15 protein-coding genes are annotated in these 14247 nt (G+C 63.3%); 7 read left to right on the top strand and 8 right to left on the bottom strand.

The annotated features are described in order from the left end of the window. Positions 1 to 55: 55 nt before the first annotated feature. Both GBJ34_RS03350 and GBJ34_RS03355 read left to right on the top strand, forming a co-directional pair. Entirely contained in the window at positions 56 to 1219 is a 1164-nt protein-coding gene (locus GBJ34_RS03350; RefSeq protein ID WP_151717837.1) for a biopolymer transporter ExbB, read from the top strand. Between the two features lie 2 nt (positions 1220 to 1221). Next, positions 1222 to 2805, top strand: coding sequence for a peptidoglycan -binding protein (locus GBJ34_RS03355; protein WP_151717838.1), 1584 nt, complete (start codon positions 1222 to 1224; stop codon positions 2803 to 2805). A gap of 204 nt (positions 2806 to 3009) precedes the next feature. Here GBJ34_RS03355 and GBJ34_RS03360 read toward each other — a convergent pair whose 3' ends face one another. From GBJ34_RS03360 to GBJ34_RS03375, 4 genes are all read right to left on the bottom strand, one after another. Then, a complete protein-coding gene (locus tag GBJ34_RS03360) occupies positions 3010 to 4026 on the bottom strand; it encodes an extensin-like domain-containing protein (protein ID WP_226341026.1) in 1017 nt (338 codons plus the stop codon). 24 nt (positions 4027 to 4050) lie between these two features. After that, the gene (locus tag GBJ34_RS03365) at positions 4051 to 4971 is read right to left on the bottom strand and encodes a prephenate/arogenate dehydrogenase family protein (protein WP_151717839.1); all 921 of its coding nucleotides are present in this window, start codon (positions 4969 to 4971) and stop codon (positions 4051 to 4053) included. 63 nt (positions 4972 to 5034) lie between these two features. Next, positions 5035 to 6120: a histidinol-phosphate transaminase gene (gene hisC / locus GBJ34_RS03370; RefSeq protein ID WP_151717840.1), complete on the bottom strand. Its 1086-nt coding sequence runs from the start codon at positions 6118 to 6120 to the stop codon at positions 5035 to 5037. A 161-nt stretch (positions 6121 to 6281) separates the two neighbouring features. Further along, on the bottom strand, positions 6282 to 6815 hold the full coding sequence (locus GBJ34_RS03375; protein WP_151717841.1) for a TIGR00645 family protein: 534 nt from the start codon (positions 6813 to 6815) through the stop codon (positions 6282 to 6284). A 220-nt stretch (positions 6816 to 7035) separates the two neighbouring features. Between GBJ34_RS03375 and GBJ34_RS03380 the strand changes: the two genes are divergently transcribed. Next, on the top strand, positions 7036 to 7374 hold the full coding sequence (locus GBJ34_RS03380; RefSeq protein WP_151717842.1) for a hypothetical protein: 339 nt from the start codon (positions 7036 to 7038) through the stop codon (positions 7372 to 7374). 52 nt (positions 7375 to 7426) lie between these two features. Here GBJ34_RS03380 and GBJ34_RS03385 read toward each other — a convergent pair whose 3' ends face one another. The 4 genes from GBJ34_RS03385 to GBJ34_RS03400 form a co-directional block, all read right to left on the bottom strand. Next, positions 7427 to 8002: a hypothetical protein gene (locus GBJ34_RS03385; RefSeq protein WP_151717843.1), complete on the bottom strand. Its 576-nt coding sequence runs from the start codon at positions 8000 to 8002 to the stop codon at positions 7427 to 7429. Positions 8003 to 8227: 225 nt separating this feature from the next. Next, positions 8228 to 8848, bottom strand: a complete 621-nt coding sequence (gene rpsD / locus GBJ34_RS03390; protein WP_151717844.1) for a 30S ribosomal protein S4 — start codon at positions 8846 to 8848, stop codon at positions 8228 to 8230. A 374-nt stretch (positions 8849 to 9222) separates the two neighbouring features. After that, positions 9223 to 10215, bottom strand: coding sequence for a Hint domain-containing protein (locus GBJ34_RS03395; RefSeq protein ID WP_404811393.1), 993 nt, complete (start codon positions 10213 to 10215; stop codon positions 9223 to 9225). Between the two features lie 207 nt (positions 10216 to 10422). Continuing rightward, complete coding sequence (locus tag GBJ34_RS03400) at positions 10423 to 11352, bottom strand: lipid A-modifier LpxR family protein (RefSeq protein WP_151717846.1); 930 nt, start codon at positions 11350 to 11352, stop codon at positions 10423 to 10425. A gap of 470 nt (positions 11353 to 11822) precedes the next feature. Between GBJ34_RS03400 and hemP the strand changes: the two genes are divergently transcribed. The 4 genes from hemP to bfr all read left to right on the top strand — a co-directional run bounded on the left by hemP (position 11823) and on the right by bfr (position 14148). Continuing rightward, positions 11823 to 11987 carry a hemin uptake protein HemP gene (gene hemP / locus GBJ34_RS03405; protein ID WP_151717977.1) on the top strand — a complete coding sequence of 55 codons (165 nt, stop codon included), beginning with the start codon at positions 11823 to 11825 and terminating at the stop codon, positions 11985 to 11987. Between the two features lie 10 nt (positions 11988 to 11997). Then, positions 11998 to 13251, top strand: coding sequence for an imelysin family protein (locus GBJ34_RS03410; protein ID WP_151717847.1), 1254 nt, complete (start codon positions 11998 to 12000; stop codon positions 13249 to 13251). 25 nt (positions 13252 to 13276) lie between these two features. Further along, on the top strand, positions 13277 to 13540 hold the full coding sequence (locus tag GBJ34_RS03415) for a (2Fe-2S)-binding protein (protein WP_151717848.1): 264 nt from the start codon (positions 13277 to 13279) through the stop codon (positions 13538 to 13540). Between the two features lie 122 nt (positions 13541 to 13662). Continuing rightward, positions 13663 to 14148 carry a bacterioferritin gene (bfr, locus tag GBJ34_RS03420; RefSeq protein ID WP_151717849.1) on the top strand — a complete coding sequence of 162 codons (486 nt, stop codon included), beginning with the start codon at positions 13663 to 13665 and terminating at the stop codon, positions 14146 to 14148. Positions 14149 to 14247 lie beyond the last annotated feature (99 nt).

Here is a 14247-nt window from a genome sequence, read left to right on the forward strand (position 1 = left end):
GACGGCCCGCCCCTATCCTGACGCCCAAAGCGCCCCGAGCAGCAGGGAATTCTTCGTGACCCGTCTGGCCCAGACCCCTCCGCCCGCCTTTACGCAACCCATCCGTCAGATCGTGCTGATGCTTGTCTCGCTGGCGGCCGTCGGCGCGACATGCTGGCTGATGTTTCCGACCTTGCGCCATATCTTCGAGGCCAATCACGGTCTCAGCTTCCTGATCGTGGCCGTCTTCGTCCTTGGCCTGATCAGCTGCTTCTGGCAGATCTGGCAACTGGTGCAATCGGTCAGCTGGATCGATGCCTTCGTGCAGGACCGCCCCGGCGCAGAGGTGGAGGCCGCGCCCCGCATCCTTGCCCCGCTGGCCGCGCTGCTGGGGCCGCGCAGCGCGCGGATGCAGATCTCGTCATCGTCCTCGCGCACGATCCTTGATTCCGTCGCAACCCGGCTGGACGAGGCGCGCGATATCACCAAGTACCTGACCAACCTGCTGATCTTCCTCGGTCTTCTGGGCACCTTCTACGGCCTTGCGACGACGGTGCCGGCGGTGGTCGAAACCATCCGCTCGCTGACCCCGCAAGAAGGCGAATCTTCTGCCGATATCTTCACAAAGCTGATGAGTGGGCTGGAAGACCAGCTTGGCGGCATGGGCACAGCGTTTTCATCCTCGCTTCTGGGCCTTGCCGGATCGCTGGTCATCGGTTTGCTGGAACTGTTCTCGGGCCATGGCCAGAACCGCTTCTTCCGTGAACTTGAGGAATGGCTGTCCTCGATCACCCGCATCGGGCTGGAGGGTGGCGAGGGTGGCGACAATGGCATGGGGCAGCTTGCGCAGGTGCTCGACAATCTCGGGGGGCAGATCGACAATCTGCAAATGCTGTTCACCCAATCCGATGTCAGCCGCAGCCTTGCGGATGAACGGACCGGCGAACTGGCGGGCGCAGTCAGCCGCCTTGCCGCCCGGCTTGAGGCGCAGGAGGCACAGACCGCCCTGCTGATGCGCATCGCCGAAGGGCAGGAGCGCATGGTCCAGGCCCTGACGCGCGAGGATGGCGGGCCGCATGTCGATGCCGAAAGCCGGATGCGGCTGCGCTCCATCGATGTGCAATTGCTACGGATTCTTGAGGAAATCTCGGCTGGGCGCCAGGAAAGTCTGGCCGATCTGCGCGGCGATCTGTCGGCGCTGACCCAATCGGTGCGGCAGTTGCTGCGGATGCGGGGCTGACCATGGCCCTGTCCCGCCGCAGATCGGATCGCAATTCCGAAGGCATGGTCTGGCCCGGCTTTGTCGATGCGGTGACCACGCTGCTGATGGTGCTGATGTTCGTTCTGACGATCTTCACCGTCATGCAATCGGTGCTACGCCAGACCATCGACAGCCAGGACACCGAGTTGGACTCGTTGACCGCGCAGGTCGCGCAACTGGCCGATACACTTGGATTGGAGCGCAAGCGCGCCGATGGCTTGCAAGCCGAGGTGGGCAATCTGACTGCCACACTGGCCGAGGCCCGCGCGCGTGGCGAGGCACAGGCGGGGCAGATCGCGGCGCTGTCGTCGCAACTGACCACCGCGCAGGGCGATCTGACGGCGGCACGGGGCCGTATCGCCAGTTTCGAGGCGCAAGTGGCCAGCCTGATCGCCGAACGCGACGCGGCGAAGGGCGAGGCGCAGGCCCTGACCGCCTCGGTCACCGAACTGCAGGCGGCACAGCAGAAACTGCTGACCGAGCAAGAGGCGCTGAACCTTGCCCTTGCGAAAGCCCGCACCGAGATTGATGCCCAGACCGAAGCCGCGCGCCTTGCCGCCGCCCGTGCCGACGCGGTGGAGGCCCTGGCCGCCAAGCTGCGCGCCGACAATGCTGCGCAGGGCGTGGCGCTGTCACAGGCCGAGGCCGAGAAGCTGGTCGATGCCAATGCCTTGCAGGAATTGCGCGACAAGCTGCAATCATCGGACAGCGAACTGACCGCCCTGACGCTCTCGCTCGAAGAACAACGCAAACGGGCGGAGGAAACCCTGACCCTGCTGGCCGCCGCCCAAGGGGTGGAGGCCCCGCAGGCCGATCTGCTGGAGACCGCCCGCGCGCTGCTGGCCGATCAAAAGACCAGATCCACCGAATCTGACCGCAGGGTTGCCCTGCTGAACGAACAGATCGCGGCGCTGCGCAGCCAGTTGGGCGAATTGCAGGGCCTGCTGGACAGCGCCGTGGCGCGGGACAGCGCGGCCAAGGTGCAGCTGGAAAATCTGGGCGGGCAGCTGAATTCGGCCTTGGCGCAGGTCGCCTCGGAACAAAAGCGCCGGGCGGAGCTGGAAGAGGCCGAGCGCAAGCGGCTGGAGGCCGAGAAGCTGGATCTGGAAAAGTTCCGCTCCGAGTTCTTCGGGCAGATGCGGCAGGTTCTGGCCGGGCGCGAAGGCGTGCGCATCGTGGGCGATCGGTTCGTGTTCTCGTCCGAAGTGCTGTTCAACCCCGGCTCTGCCGATCTCGCCCCTGAGGGTCGCACCCAGATTGCCAGCGTGACCGCGACGCTGAAAGAGGTCGCCTCCGAGATCCCGCCCGGCATTGACTGGATCATCCGCGTCGATGGCCATACCGATGATGTGCCACTTTCAGGCACTGGCACCTTCCGCGACAATTGGGAACTGAGCCAGGCCCGCGCCCTGTCAGTCGTGCGTTATATGCAGACAGATCTGGGCTTCCCGGCCAATCACCTTGCCGCCACCGGCTTTGGCGAATGGCAGCCCGTCGCACAAGGCACAAGCCCCGAGGCACGCGCCCAGAACCGCCGGATCGAACTGAAGCTGACGGAAAGATAAGGGGGGCCCGCGCCCCTTTCGGGCCCGCGCGCCCATTCACCAACGGCGCGCCCGACCTGAGGAAAGTTGAGATAAGACGAATGAGAGAGGAGGACATGCCTGTGCCTCTTCCTTTTTCACACGCCATTTGCTTGGACGCGCGCGTGAAGCGCCCATGGCTGTGCCGTGGACACGGGCCGAAGGGCACCAAGCGCCCCGCCCCCTTTACTTGCAGTAACGTCCGTTGCGATAGCTCACGATGTCCATATGCAGATGGTCTTCGTGATGGCCATCCGACCCCGGCCCGAGGGTGGTGCCAAAGGGGCCACATGCCGATTTATGCGCGGCCTTGATCGCACGGGATTTGCGATAATCGCCCAGCACCGACAGCGACCGCCCATCGGCCAGCACAAAGGCCGCGACATCGATTGCCCGCCCGCGGGCATGCTCGCTGACCTTGGCACCCTTCTTGCCATTGCGCGGACGGCAGACATAGCTGCCCGCGATTTGCAGCTTGACCACCTGATGGTCAAAGGCCGGCTGCACGCCGCGCTCGATCCAGGATTTCGCGGCCTGCGCCGTGTCGCAGGTGATGGTCGCAGCCGGCGACAGCTTCACCCCCGCAATCTCGGTCACCTTCACCGGATCGGCGATGCCGCAGCCCTGCACCCGGCTGGTGATCGGGGCAATGGTCTGGCCCCGGATCGACGGATCACCGCAGACCGATCCCTTTTGCGATAAGACGGCAGATTTACCCGGCAGGGTGCGCACAGCCGCCGCCTTTTGCACCCGCGCCTCGGGTGCCTCTTTCCGGCGCGTGGTGTCCAGGTTGGCAGGCCGGGGCTTGGGACGGGTCAGCGGCTTGACCAGCGTCAGCGCCGCCACTTCGGTCACAGAACCGGGATCGATCTTCGGCGCGGCCAGATCCTCCAGCACCTTCGCATAACGTTCAGCCAGCCCATCCGGGCGTGGTTGCGGCTTCATCGGAGGGATGATCGCATTGGCGGTGGAGACCGTGGCGACCACCATCTGTGCGGGCCCTGAGATCTGAGATGGTGCCGGACTTTGCGAAGGCACCGGCGTTTGCGAAGGCGCGGTGGGTCGCGAAGATTGGGTGGCCCCGGCAGCCGCATCCAGCACCGGACGCGCCTTGGGCAGCAGCGATTTCTGCAGCCCCTCTGCCCCTGCCGCACCGGAGAACAGCGCAAAACCAGTGGCAAGAACCAGTGCAACAGATTTCATTCGATATCCCCCGACCCGTCTCAATCAGCCGGGCGGCTGACCCCGCCCGAAATCCGGCGCAGAGGTGTCCTGCCCGGCTTCGATGATCCCCCGACGGATGGCGCGGGTCCGGGTGAAATAGGCGTGCAGATGATCGCCATCCCCCAGACGGATCGCGCGCTGCAGCGCGAACAGCTCCTCGGTGAACCGGCCGAGAATATCCAGCGTCGCCTCCTTGTTCGTCAAGAACACATCGCGCCACATGGTAGGGTCACTGGCGGCAATCCGCGTAAAGTCGCGAAAACCCGCCGCCGAATACTGGATCACCTCGCTATCGGTCACCCGACGCAGATCGTCAGCCACGCCCACCATCGTATAGGCAATAAGGTGTGGGGTATGCGAGGTGACGGCCAAAACGAGGTCGTGATGCGCCGCATCCATCTCGTCGACCTTGGCCCCCATCGCCTCGCACAGTTGGCGCAGGCGGCGCGTGGCCTCGGGATCGGCCCCCGGCACCGGTGTCAGCAGCCACCAACGGTTCTGGAACAGGCTGGCAAAGCCCGAACGCGGGCCGGAATGTTCGGTGCCCGCAATCGGGTGTCCGGGGATGAAATGCACGCCTTCCGGCATATGCGGCTGCACCGCAGCAATCACCGCCTGCTTGACAGAGCCCACGTCGGTGACGGTCGCGCCGGGTGCCAGATGAGGCCCGATCTCAGTCGCAATCGCCTCCATCGCGCCGACCGGCACGGCCAGCACCACCAGATCGGCGCCCCGAACCGCCTCGGCCGCAGTATCCGCCGCGTGGTCGATAAAGCCGATTTCGCAGGCGATGGCGCGGCTTTCGGGCGATTTGGCATAGCCCACGATCTCAGCCGCCAGCCCCTGCGCCTTCATCGCATGTGCCATGGAAGAGGCGATCAGCCCCAGCCCGATCAGGGCGACGCGCTTGTAGATCACCGTCATTTCACGCCCACCATCACTTTGCGCCCGCCATCCGTCACGCCCGTTGCCACGCCGCGCCCACCATCACTTCACGCCCTTGAACTGACCGATCGCATAGGCGACCCGGCGGCACGAGGCCTCATCGCCCACCGTGATGCGCAGGCAATGCGGCAGCTTGTAGCTCGCGACGCGGCGCACGATCAGCCCCTGCTCTTGCAGGAAGGCATCACAGGCTTCGGCCTCTTCGGTATTGGCAAAGCGCGCCAGCACGAAATTCGCCATCGATGTATCAGAGGGCACGCCAACCGCCGCCAGCGCCTCGGCCAGCCAATGACGCAGGCGGGCATTCTCGGATCTGCATTTGCTGACGAAATCCTGATCGCGCACCGCAGCCTCAGCCGTTTCCAGCTGGGTATTGGACAGGTTGAACGGCCCACGGATGCGGTTCAGCACATCGATGATGTCTTTCGGCCCATAGCCCCAGCCGATCCGCAAACCGCCCAAGCCATAGATCTTGGAGAAAGTCCGCGTCATCACCACATTCGGCATCGCTTCGACCAGGCTGAGGCCCGCATCAAAGCCGTCGACATATTCGGCGTAAGCCCCGTCCAGCACCAGAATGGCCTGCGGCGGCAAGCCGCGCGCCAGACGCGCCACCTCACCGGCGGAAATCATCGTGCCGGTCGGGTTGTTCGGATTGGCGATGAACACGAGCTTGGTGCGCTCATTGCAGGCCGCCAGCAGCGCATCGACATCGGTCGTGCGCTCGCGCTCGGGCACCTCGACCGGGGTGGCCCCCGCCGCCATGGCCGAGATTTTATACATCAGGAAACCGTGCTCGGTATAAAGCACCTCATCCCCCGGACCCGCATAGGCTTGGTTCAGGAAATGGATGATCTCATCCGAGCCCACGCCACAGATGATGCGGCTGGCATCCAGACCATGCGCCTCGGCAATGGCTTGACGCAGGCTGGCATGATCGGTGGAGGGGTAGCGATGCAGCTGATGCACCGATTTGGCGAAGGCTTCCTTTGCCTTGTCCGAGGGTCCGAACGGGTTTTCGTTCGAACTCAGCTTCACCACATTGCTCACGCCGGCAACATGGGCCTTGCCACCTTCATAAAGGGCAATATCCATGATCCCGGGCTGCGGGCGGATGGCGTCGGTCATCGCGGTCTCCATTGTCTTCCGAGGCGGGTTTAGCGGTCGCCCCCGCGCTTTGCCAGTGCGATTTGCCCGCGCCATGCGAAAGGGCCGCAATCGCGGCCCTGTTGCGTCAGTTTCGGGGTGGTTTCGGGTGCTATTGCGACCCGCCTCAGTGTTTGCCCGTCTCAGTGCTTGGTGGTCTTGGCCGCCAGCCAGTCCATCAGTGCCAGAAGCACGCCCGAGGCCACGAAGGTCAGATGGATGATCACCATCCATTGCAGCTTGGCCGGATCCAGCGGCACCGCGCCCTTGCCGATCTCCATGAAGACCTTCAGCAGATGGATGCCCGAGATCGCGACGATCGAGGCGATCAGCTTCATCTTCAGGCCCGAGAAATCGACCTTGCCCATCCAGCTCGGCCGGTCGCGCTGATCGCCCAGATCCAGCTTGGAGACGAAGTTCTCATAGCCCGAGAACAGCACGATCAGCAAAAGGTTCGCCGCCAGCGACAAATCGATCAGCGTCAGGATCGCAAGGATCCCCTGATCGGCGGTCATGGTGAAGGTCTTGCCCGCGTAATAGGCCAGTTCCTTCACAAAAACGATGGTCAGCATCGCAAGGCTGATCACCAGCCCGAGATACATCGGTGCCATCAGCCAGCGCGAGGCGAAAAGCCCCTGCTCGAACCGGGCTTCGAGAGAATTCTTGTCCGCGGCCATTGCTTCGCGACTCCTGTTTGTGCTGCAGTTGCGAAATAAGCGGCGGTGCCTGAAAAGAAAAGCCCGGCGAAAGGACAGTGTGACCAAAATTCTTCGGGATCGCGGCCGCCGCGCCATGTCGGGGCCATATGGGCCACGCCCCGAACGGCCAAAGCGCTGGCACCACCCGGATTTACCGCTATACCTGTGGGCGAAGCCGGACTTCAGAGGAATACTATCGATGACACAGCGTTTTGGGATACCGTGTTCTGGCCTTGCCCGGCCGCTTTCGATTGCCGCCTGCCTGCTTGCCGGGGTTGTTGCATCCATGCAGCCCGCCCGCGCCTCCAGCGGCGACGCATGGGAGGAATTTGCCGAAGATGTGCGCCAGACCTGCCTGAGTGCTGCGGTGGGCAAGATTGCGGTAAATACAATTCACGTCGATCCCTTTGGGTCGGAATCCTATGGCTTTGCCGTGTTGATCGGTTTTGAGGCAGGCACAACCACCGAACGCGTCGCGGTCTGCGCCTATGACAAGGCCTCGCAACGCGCTGAAATCAGCGGATTGTTCGAACGCTGATCCGGCTCGTTCCAGAGTTTTTGCCAGCCTAAACCTGAACCGGCATCCGCGCTCAGGCGCGGATCACCCCGGCGATCAGGGTGATCGAGACGATAGCCAGCCAGAGCGCGGCGCAGCGTTGGATCACCTGCACGCGTGCGGCCCCGCCCAGGCCCGCCTGCGCCAGTACCCCCGCCCCACCCCAGACCATGGCAACGCCGCTGACCATCAAGCAGAACAGCCCGAGGCGCGACAGAATATCCGGGCTTGCCGGATCGGGCAGCAATACAAGGCCGAAGATCAGCGCCTTGGGATTGAGCAGGGTCGTCACAAAGACCCGCCGCAGGGTGATCGCGGTATCCGCCCCACCGCGCACCTGCTGCCCCCACAACCGCAATGCAAGGACCATGACCCAGATCGCCGAGGCGAGCGTCAGCGCGGAGACAAGTTGCGGGTATTGCGCCAGCACCCCCGCCCCCAGCAGAAGCAGAGGCAGGATCGTGGCAAGATAGCCCAGAAGTTCCGCCGGCAGCAGATGCAGCACATGGCGCATCCCACCCTGCGCCCCGGCCACCCCCATCAGGGTATTGGTCGGCCCCGGGGCCAGCAGCAGCGCCAGCGTGGCGGAAAGAAAGGCGATCAAAGACATGGGCGGTTCCGGATTCCGGCATCTGCGGGGATCTGGCAGCTGCGTTTCGCAAACCATAGAGCCCAGGTGCCGGCCCATGCGTTGATCTGGATCAGATGGCCTTGCCTGCCTTCTGCGAAGCTGCGCCGTCCTCAGCCCAGGCAGCGGCCCCAGACTGCGGCTCAAAAAGGAAAAGGGCCCGCACATGGCAGGCCCTTTCCAAAGCACAAGATGCAAAAAGAACGATCAGTTCTTCGCGTAGTATTCGACGACGAGGTTCGGTTCCATGACGACCGGATAGGGCACGTCCGACAGAGCCGGGGTGCGCACGAATTTCGCGGTCATTTTGGAATGGTCGACTTCGATGTAATCCGGCACGTCACGCTCGGTCAGGGCGACGGCTTCCAGCACGATGGCCAGTTGCTTCGACTTCTGACGAACTTCGATCAGATCGCCTTCCTTCACACGGTAGGAAGCGATGTTCACGCGCTTGCCATTCACCAGCACATGGCCGTGGTTGACAAACTGACGGGCAGCAAAGACGGTCGGAACGAACTTGGCGCGGTAGACAACCGCATCCAGACGGCGCTCCAGCAGACCCACCAGCATCTCGCCGGTATCGCCCTTGACGCGCTCGGCTTCGCCATAGATCTTGCGGAACTGCTTTTCGGTCAGGTCGCCATAGTAGCCTTTCAGCTTCTGCTTGGCGCGCAGCTGGGTGCCGAAATCCGACAGTTTGTTCTTGCGGCGTTGACCATGCTGGCCCGGACCATATTCGCGCTTGTTGAGCGGCGACTTGGCACGGCCCCAGATGTTTTCGCCCATACGGCGGTCGATCTTGTACTTGGCAGCGGTGCGTTTGGTCATCGCTGATCTCCTTCTGTGTCTGAAGGGCGTTGTCCTTTCCGGCCCCCTTTCAGGGATCCGGCGACAGGTTTCCCCTTGCGGGGTCCACCAACACCAATGAAAAGCCCCGGAATCGCTTCCGGAACATGGAGGGGGCTTATACAGGCCCCCGCCCGCGCGTCAATCGACAATCCCCGGCTGTATCGCGGTCCCTGCCCCTGCGCGATAGAAAAGGGGGCGCTCGCGCCCCCTCGCCGCGTTGCGGCTCACCCCCGAGGATACTTAGGAACAGATGATAGGGTGAAGACGGCCCTCTTCCCATTCATCTGTTCCTAAATATCCTCGGGGGTGCGGGGGCAGACAGCCCCCGCTATTCCGCCACCCTTGATCCGCGATCACATCGCCATGTCGTGGCGCAGGATCGCCGCCTCTGACGCCGAAAGGTTGCGGCGGACATAATCGCCATAGGCTTCGGGCTGCACGTCGATCCCCGGCAAAAGCCCCAGCAGGCTTTCGCGCTGCGTGGCCTCCACCATCTCCAGCGCAGTATTGGCCGGGTGGAAGCTCTCGCTTTCCATGCCATTGGCGAAGAGGATGTTGTGACGCTCCAGCAGCAGGTGGATATAGGTCACCTCGCGGAGCGTGTGATCGACAAGGATATTGCGGTCATTCAGCAGATCTTCTGCCGCGACCAGCACCTCGTCGCTGTTGAACAGCGCCCGCGCGGTCGGGCCGCGCAGCACCATCCGGTGTTGCGGCGAGACCAGCAGATCACCGTCAGGCTGCCCCGTGCCGAGGGCACCCGCGCGAAACCGTACCGGGCGCAGATGCGGCATGGCGTAAAGCCGCGCGCCGCTCATCCGGCGCTGCCCGGTCCATAGAATTTCCTGCGGGCCATTGTCTTTCGTCAGAACCCAGTCACCCGGCCGCAGGTGCTGGATCAGCCGCGGGCCTGCGGGCGTGGCGATGCGGGTATCTGGCGTGAAGCAGATCACACCGCCCGCATGACGCGCGCCGGCCCCGCGATGGGTGCGGTCGATCGCCACCCGCATGATCCACATGTCGCGCCCCTCGGGCGGCATATCGCCCACGAACATCGCAAGCCTTGCGCCGGTATCGGGCACATCAATCACGGTCACCGCATAGGATTGCAGGCCGTCGGTCACGACGAAGCCCTGTTCGGGTTCATCCGCAGCCGCCATGTCATTTTCGGCTTCGGCCGGTCGCGGCCGTCCGAGAGATGCACCGATCAGGCGGCGCACGATGCGCGCCGCACGACGACGAAGCTCCGCTGCCCCCTCGGCCGCCTCCAGAATCAGCACATTCTGCGGGCCATCGACCCGCACCGGCACACCCGTCCAGCGCCAGGCGGCGCCTACGGCCAGCATGTCGAGGGCCGCGCCCCGCGTCCCGTCTGTCTCTGTCTGCGACCAAGAAATGACAAACGTGCCGCCTAAGCCCGTTTTCATTGCCTGTTTGCCTGCTCGTTTTCTTTATTGTTGGGCAGAAATTAGCAGGCCGTTAACGATTTGGCTATCACGTTTCGGCGGAATTTGGCGCATTCCGCATATCAACTGTTGAACTTGCGCAACAGATCAGAACCTGAGGTTGAGTCGCACAGATCCGACCACCTGGCCTTCCGGCTGGGCGTCGAATTCCTTGCCCAGCCAGGTCACGCCGTAAAACGCATCCGACCGCTCGCCCTGCCAATGCAGACCGGCGCGAAGGCGGCCACGCAGGTCTTCCGGGGTGGCGGGCCCACGCGCAGGCATATAGGCGCTGTCAAACACCCGCGCCATATCGGCACCCAGCGTGAAGCTGAGGCCGGGATCGGCGGTGCCGGTGATGCCAAGGACGCGCTGGCCGGTCACTGTGTCTCGGGTAAACAGACCCTCATGACCGAAACGCCCCAGCACCAGATCCCCCCCGACGCGGACATAATCCTCAACGCCGGCCTGCGCCTCGGCGAAGGGACGCAGCGACACCCGCTGTGACAGCGAAAGCGTCCGCCCCAGTTCAAGGTTCACCGTCGGATGCACGCCATCGGGAATTTGCGAGCCAAGGACGCTTGGCCGATCCAGCCCGATGCCTTGGTGCACCTCGCGCTGGAAGGCCCCGACCTTGGTTTGCGGGCCGGTGAAGACCAACTCGCCCCCGAGCCGTGCCTCCATCCCCATCAGCGCCCAATGCGTGGCGAGGCCGGGGGCAATCACACCGGCATACAGCCGGTCAGGATTGCGGGTGGTCAGGCTTTCAGGCGCGATGATTTCGGCACGCAGGCGCTGTTCCAGAATCACGCCAAACGTATCTGGCAGACTGCCGCCCCAACGGTCGCCGCGAAAGCGGCTGACCGAATAGGCGCCGCTGCGCCAGCGGTCATGGGTGTCGCCCAATGCGTCATTGGTAAAAAGCCGCGCAAAGCCCAGTGTCACGCGCTCCTGCGCCGCAACGGGCCCTGCCCCGACCCCAAGCCCCAGCAGGGGAATGCCCAACAGGGCCGCCGCGAGGAAAGCCGCCTTCATCATCTTGCCTGTCCGTCGTTTTATATTCTTGTATCTGCCTTGGCGGCATCATGCGGCAAAACCATGGCGCGGAACAAGCACCCGCCGGGCATTCCTGTGACCCATGGCAATGCCACCACAGATTGTGCGCCCCAAAGAGGTCTCCGCGCGCGCCGCGCCGCCCCGTGCCGCGGGCAAAGCCATTGGAAAAACAGCCCACAAGAATAACCAAGTGAAAGAATCAGACTTTACAACCCGGAGCATTTTTGTCACCTATTGCACATCCAAGCCAACCCTCGGGTCAGCCCGGATCGCCCAAGGCCTTTCGCTCACTCACTCGAGGTCCAGATGAAAGTTCAACCCAACGGCCCTTTTGCCCCCAGCCTGCCGGATCAGAGCCTGACCGAGCTTCTGCGGCAGGCAATGGCCGGGTTCCTTCCGTCGACGCCGGATCTCACGGCCCTTCTCGACCGGATGGAGATGCCCCGATGAATATGCAAGTCGATACCCGCGCGCTGCTTACCCTCGCTGCCGACCAGACCCCATGCCACGATGCCGTGTCGCTGACCGAAGGCGGCAATTTGGCCCGCATCGTGCTGCATGATCAGGTCTATTCGCTGCGGATCACCCGCGCGGGCAAACTGATCCTCACCAAGTAACGGACCCATTATGAAACGTATCCTGCTTGCCGCCCTTCTGGCTTCTGCATCGACCCCGGCACTTGCCGTGACCGATGCAGAGGTCGTGAAGACCTATGCCGACATCGCCGAGGCCGGATATTCCGACAGCCTTGCGACGGCCAAGTCGCTTCAGGCGGCGGTGGATGCGTTGATTGCCGCACCGTCAGTCGATTCGCTGGAAGCGGCCAAAGCCGCCTGGCTTGCCGCCCGCGTGCCCTATCAGCAGACCGAGGTCTTCCGCTTCGGCAACCCGATTGTCGATGACTGGGAAGGCCGCGTGAATGCCTGGCCGCTGGACGAGGGCCTGATCGACTATGTCGATCCTTCCTATGGCCAGTCGGAAGAAAACCCGCTCTCCACGCTGAACGTCATCGCAACCCCCAAGCTGTCGATCGGCGGCAAGGAGATTGACGCGACGACGATCACCCCGGCCTTGATCAAGGACAGCCTGCAAGAAGCCGAAGGCATCGAGGCCAATGTCGCCTCGGGCTATCACGCCATTGAATTCCTGCTCTGGGGGCAGGATCTGAACGGCACGGGTCCCGGCGCGGGGGCTCGTCCGTTCACCGATTACGCGGCCGGTGCCGATTGCACCGGCGGCAATTGCGACCGCCGCGCGCAATACCTGAAGGCCGCGACCGATTTGCTGGTCGCCGATCTTGAAGAAATGGCCGGCAACTGGGCCGAAGGCGGCGCTGCGCGTCAGGCCGTTTCGGAAGATCCGGCCAAAGGCGTGCAGGCCATGCTGACCGGCATGGGCTCGCTGTCCTATGGCGAGCAGGCCGGCGAGCGCATGAAGCTTGGCCTCATGCTCAATGACCCGGAAGAAGAACATGACTGCTTCTCCGACAACACCCATAACAGCCATTACTATGATGGTCTGGGTGTGCGGAACGTCTATCTGGGCAGCTACACCCGCCCCGATGGCAGCACCGTATCCGGCCCGTCGCTGTCGGAACTGGTCGCCGCCAAGGATGGCGCGCTAGACACCCAGCTGAAGGCCGAGCTCGACAATTCGGTGGCCGCGCTTGAGGCGATCCGCACCGCCGTCAATGGCGGCATGGCCTATGACCAGATGCTGGAAGCTGGCAACAAGCAGGGCGAAGACCTGATCATGGGCGCGGTCAACGCGCTGGTGACCCAGACCGCCTCGATCGAGCGCGCCGTGACCACGCTTGGCCTCAGCGCAATCGAGTTCGAAGGCTCCGACAGCCTCGATAACCCGGACGCCGTGTTCCAGTAATCCTCTCTCATCCAGCGAGCGCAAGATGATCGTCTGCCATTGCCAAAGCATTTCCGACCGGGACATCCGCGCCGCGGTGGACTGGATGCGGGCAGCCGATGCGGAGACGATCATCACCCCCGGCAAGATCTACCATGCGCTTGGCAAGCGCGCGGATTGCGGGGGCTGTATGCCGCTGTTTCTGGATACGATGCGGGGCTGTGACAGCTTCCACGTTCCGGGGGAAATCGCGCGCGACCGCCCCCCGGTCCTGCGCAGCCGCGCCCTGCGCTCGGTCGGCCCGAAGTAGACCAATTCTGTCGACTTTAGAATTATTCTAAAAACTGCGTGCCCCCCATAGACAGGGGGCGCGCATCGCCTTACCTTCTGCTTCAACGTGACAAAAGCATCATGCAACGCAGGAGAATTCCCATGAAGGGCGACGCCAAGGTCATCGAATATCTCAACGCGGCCCTGCGGTCCGAACTGACCGCTGTCAGCCAATACTGGCTGCATTACCGTCTTCAGGAAGATTGGGGCTATGGCCATCTGGCCGCCAAATCCCGCGCCGAAAGCATCGAGGAAATGGGCCATGCCGATCGTCTGATCGCGCGCATCATCTTCCTTGAAGGCCATCCGAACCTGCAAAAGCTGGATTCGCTGCGCATCGGCCAGAACTTGCGCGAGACGCTTGAATGCGATCTCGCGGGCGAGCATGACGCGCGCACCCTCTATATCGAGGCGCGCCGCCATTGCGACGCGGTGGGCGATTTCGTCACCCGCCAGTTGTTCGATGCGCTGATTGCCGATGAGGAAGGCCATATCGACTTCCTCGAAACCCAGCTTGGCCTGTTCGACAAGCTCGGCGAAGAAAAATATGGCATGTTGAATGCCAAACCGGCCGATCAGGCCGAGTGATCCCTTTCCCCCGGCAGATATCAGGCCGGGGGCAGCCGTTCCCAAACGGTTCACGGGCCGGATTTCCGGGTGGTGCCAATCGGTCGCAGCCCTGTGATC

The organism is Gemmobacter serpentinus (assembly GCF_008973825.1).
Lineage (GTDB): Bacteria > Pseudomonadota > Alphaproteobacteria > Rhodobacterales > Rhodobacteraceae > Gemmobacter > Gemmobacter serpentinus.

Excerpts from the sequence above, each read along its gene's own strand:
- GBJ34_RS03355 (WP_151717838.1), top strand. The coding sequence starts at position 1,222 with ATGGCCCTGTCCCGCCGCAGATCGGATCGCAATTCCGAAGGCATGGTC.
- GBJ34_RS03410 (WP_151717847.1), top strand. The coding sequence starts at position 11,998 with ATGAAACGTATCCTGCTTGCCGCCCTTCTGGCTTCTGCATCGACCCCG.
- GBJ34_RS03385 (WP_151717843.1), bottom strand. The coding sequence starts at position 8,002 with ATGTCTTTGATCGCCTTTCTTTCCGCCACGCTGGCGCTGCTGCTGGCC.
- GBJ34_RS03415 (WP_151717848.1), top strand. The coding sequence starts at position 13,277 with ATGATCGTCTGCCATTGCCAAAGCATTTCCGACCGGGACATCCGCGCC.
- GBJ34_RS03395 (WP_404811393.1), bottom strand. The coding sequence starts at position 10,215 with ATGCTGGCCGTAGGCGCCGCCTGGCGCTGGACGGGTGTGCCGGTGCGG.
- rpsD (WP_151717844.1), bottom strand. The coding sequence starts at position 8,848 with ATGACCAAACGCACCGCTGCCAAGTACAAGATCGACCGCCGTATGGGC.
- GBJ34_RS03380 (WP_151717842.1), top strand. The coding sequence starts at position 7,036 with ATGACACAGCGTTTTGGGATACCGTGTTCTGGCCTTGCCCGGCCGCTT.
- bfr (WP_151717849.1), top strand. The coding sequence starts at position 13,663 with ATGAAGGGCGACGCCAAGGTCATCGAATATCTCAACGCGGCCCTGCGG.
- hemP (WP_151717977.1), top strand. The coding sequence starts at position 11,823 with ATGCAAGTCGATACCCGCGCGCTGCTTACCCTCGCTGCCGACCAGACC.
- GBJ34_RS03375 (WP_151717841.1), bottom strand. The coding sequence starts at position 6,815 with ATGGCCGCGGACAAGAATTCTCTCGAAGCCCGGTTCGAGCAGGGGCTT.
- GBJ34_RS03360 (WP_226341026.1), bottom strand. The coding sequence starts at position 4,026 with ATGAAATCTGTTGCACTGGTTCTTGCCACTGGTTTTGCGCTGTTCTCC.
- GBJ34_RS03400 (WP_151717846.1), bottom strand. The coding sequence starts at position 11,352 with ATGATGAAGGCGGCTTTCCTCGCGGCGGCCCTGTTGGGCATTCCCCTG.
- GBJ34_RS03365 (WP_151717839.1), bottom strand. The coding sequence starts at position 4,971 with ATGACGGTGATCTACAAGCGCGTCGCCCTGATCGGGCTGGGGCTGATC.
- hisC (WP_151717840.1), bottom strand. The coding sequence starts at position 6,120 with ATGACCGACGCCATCCGCCCGCAGCCCGGGATCATGGATATTGCCCTT.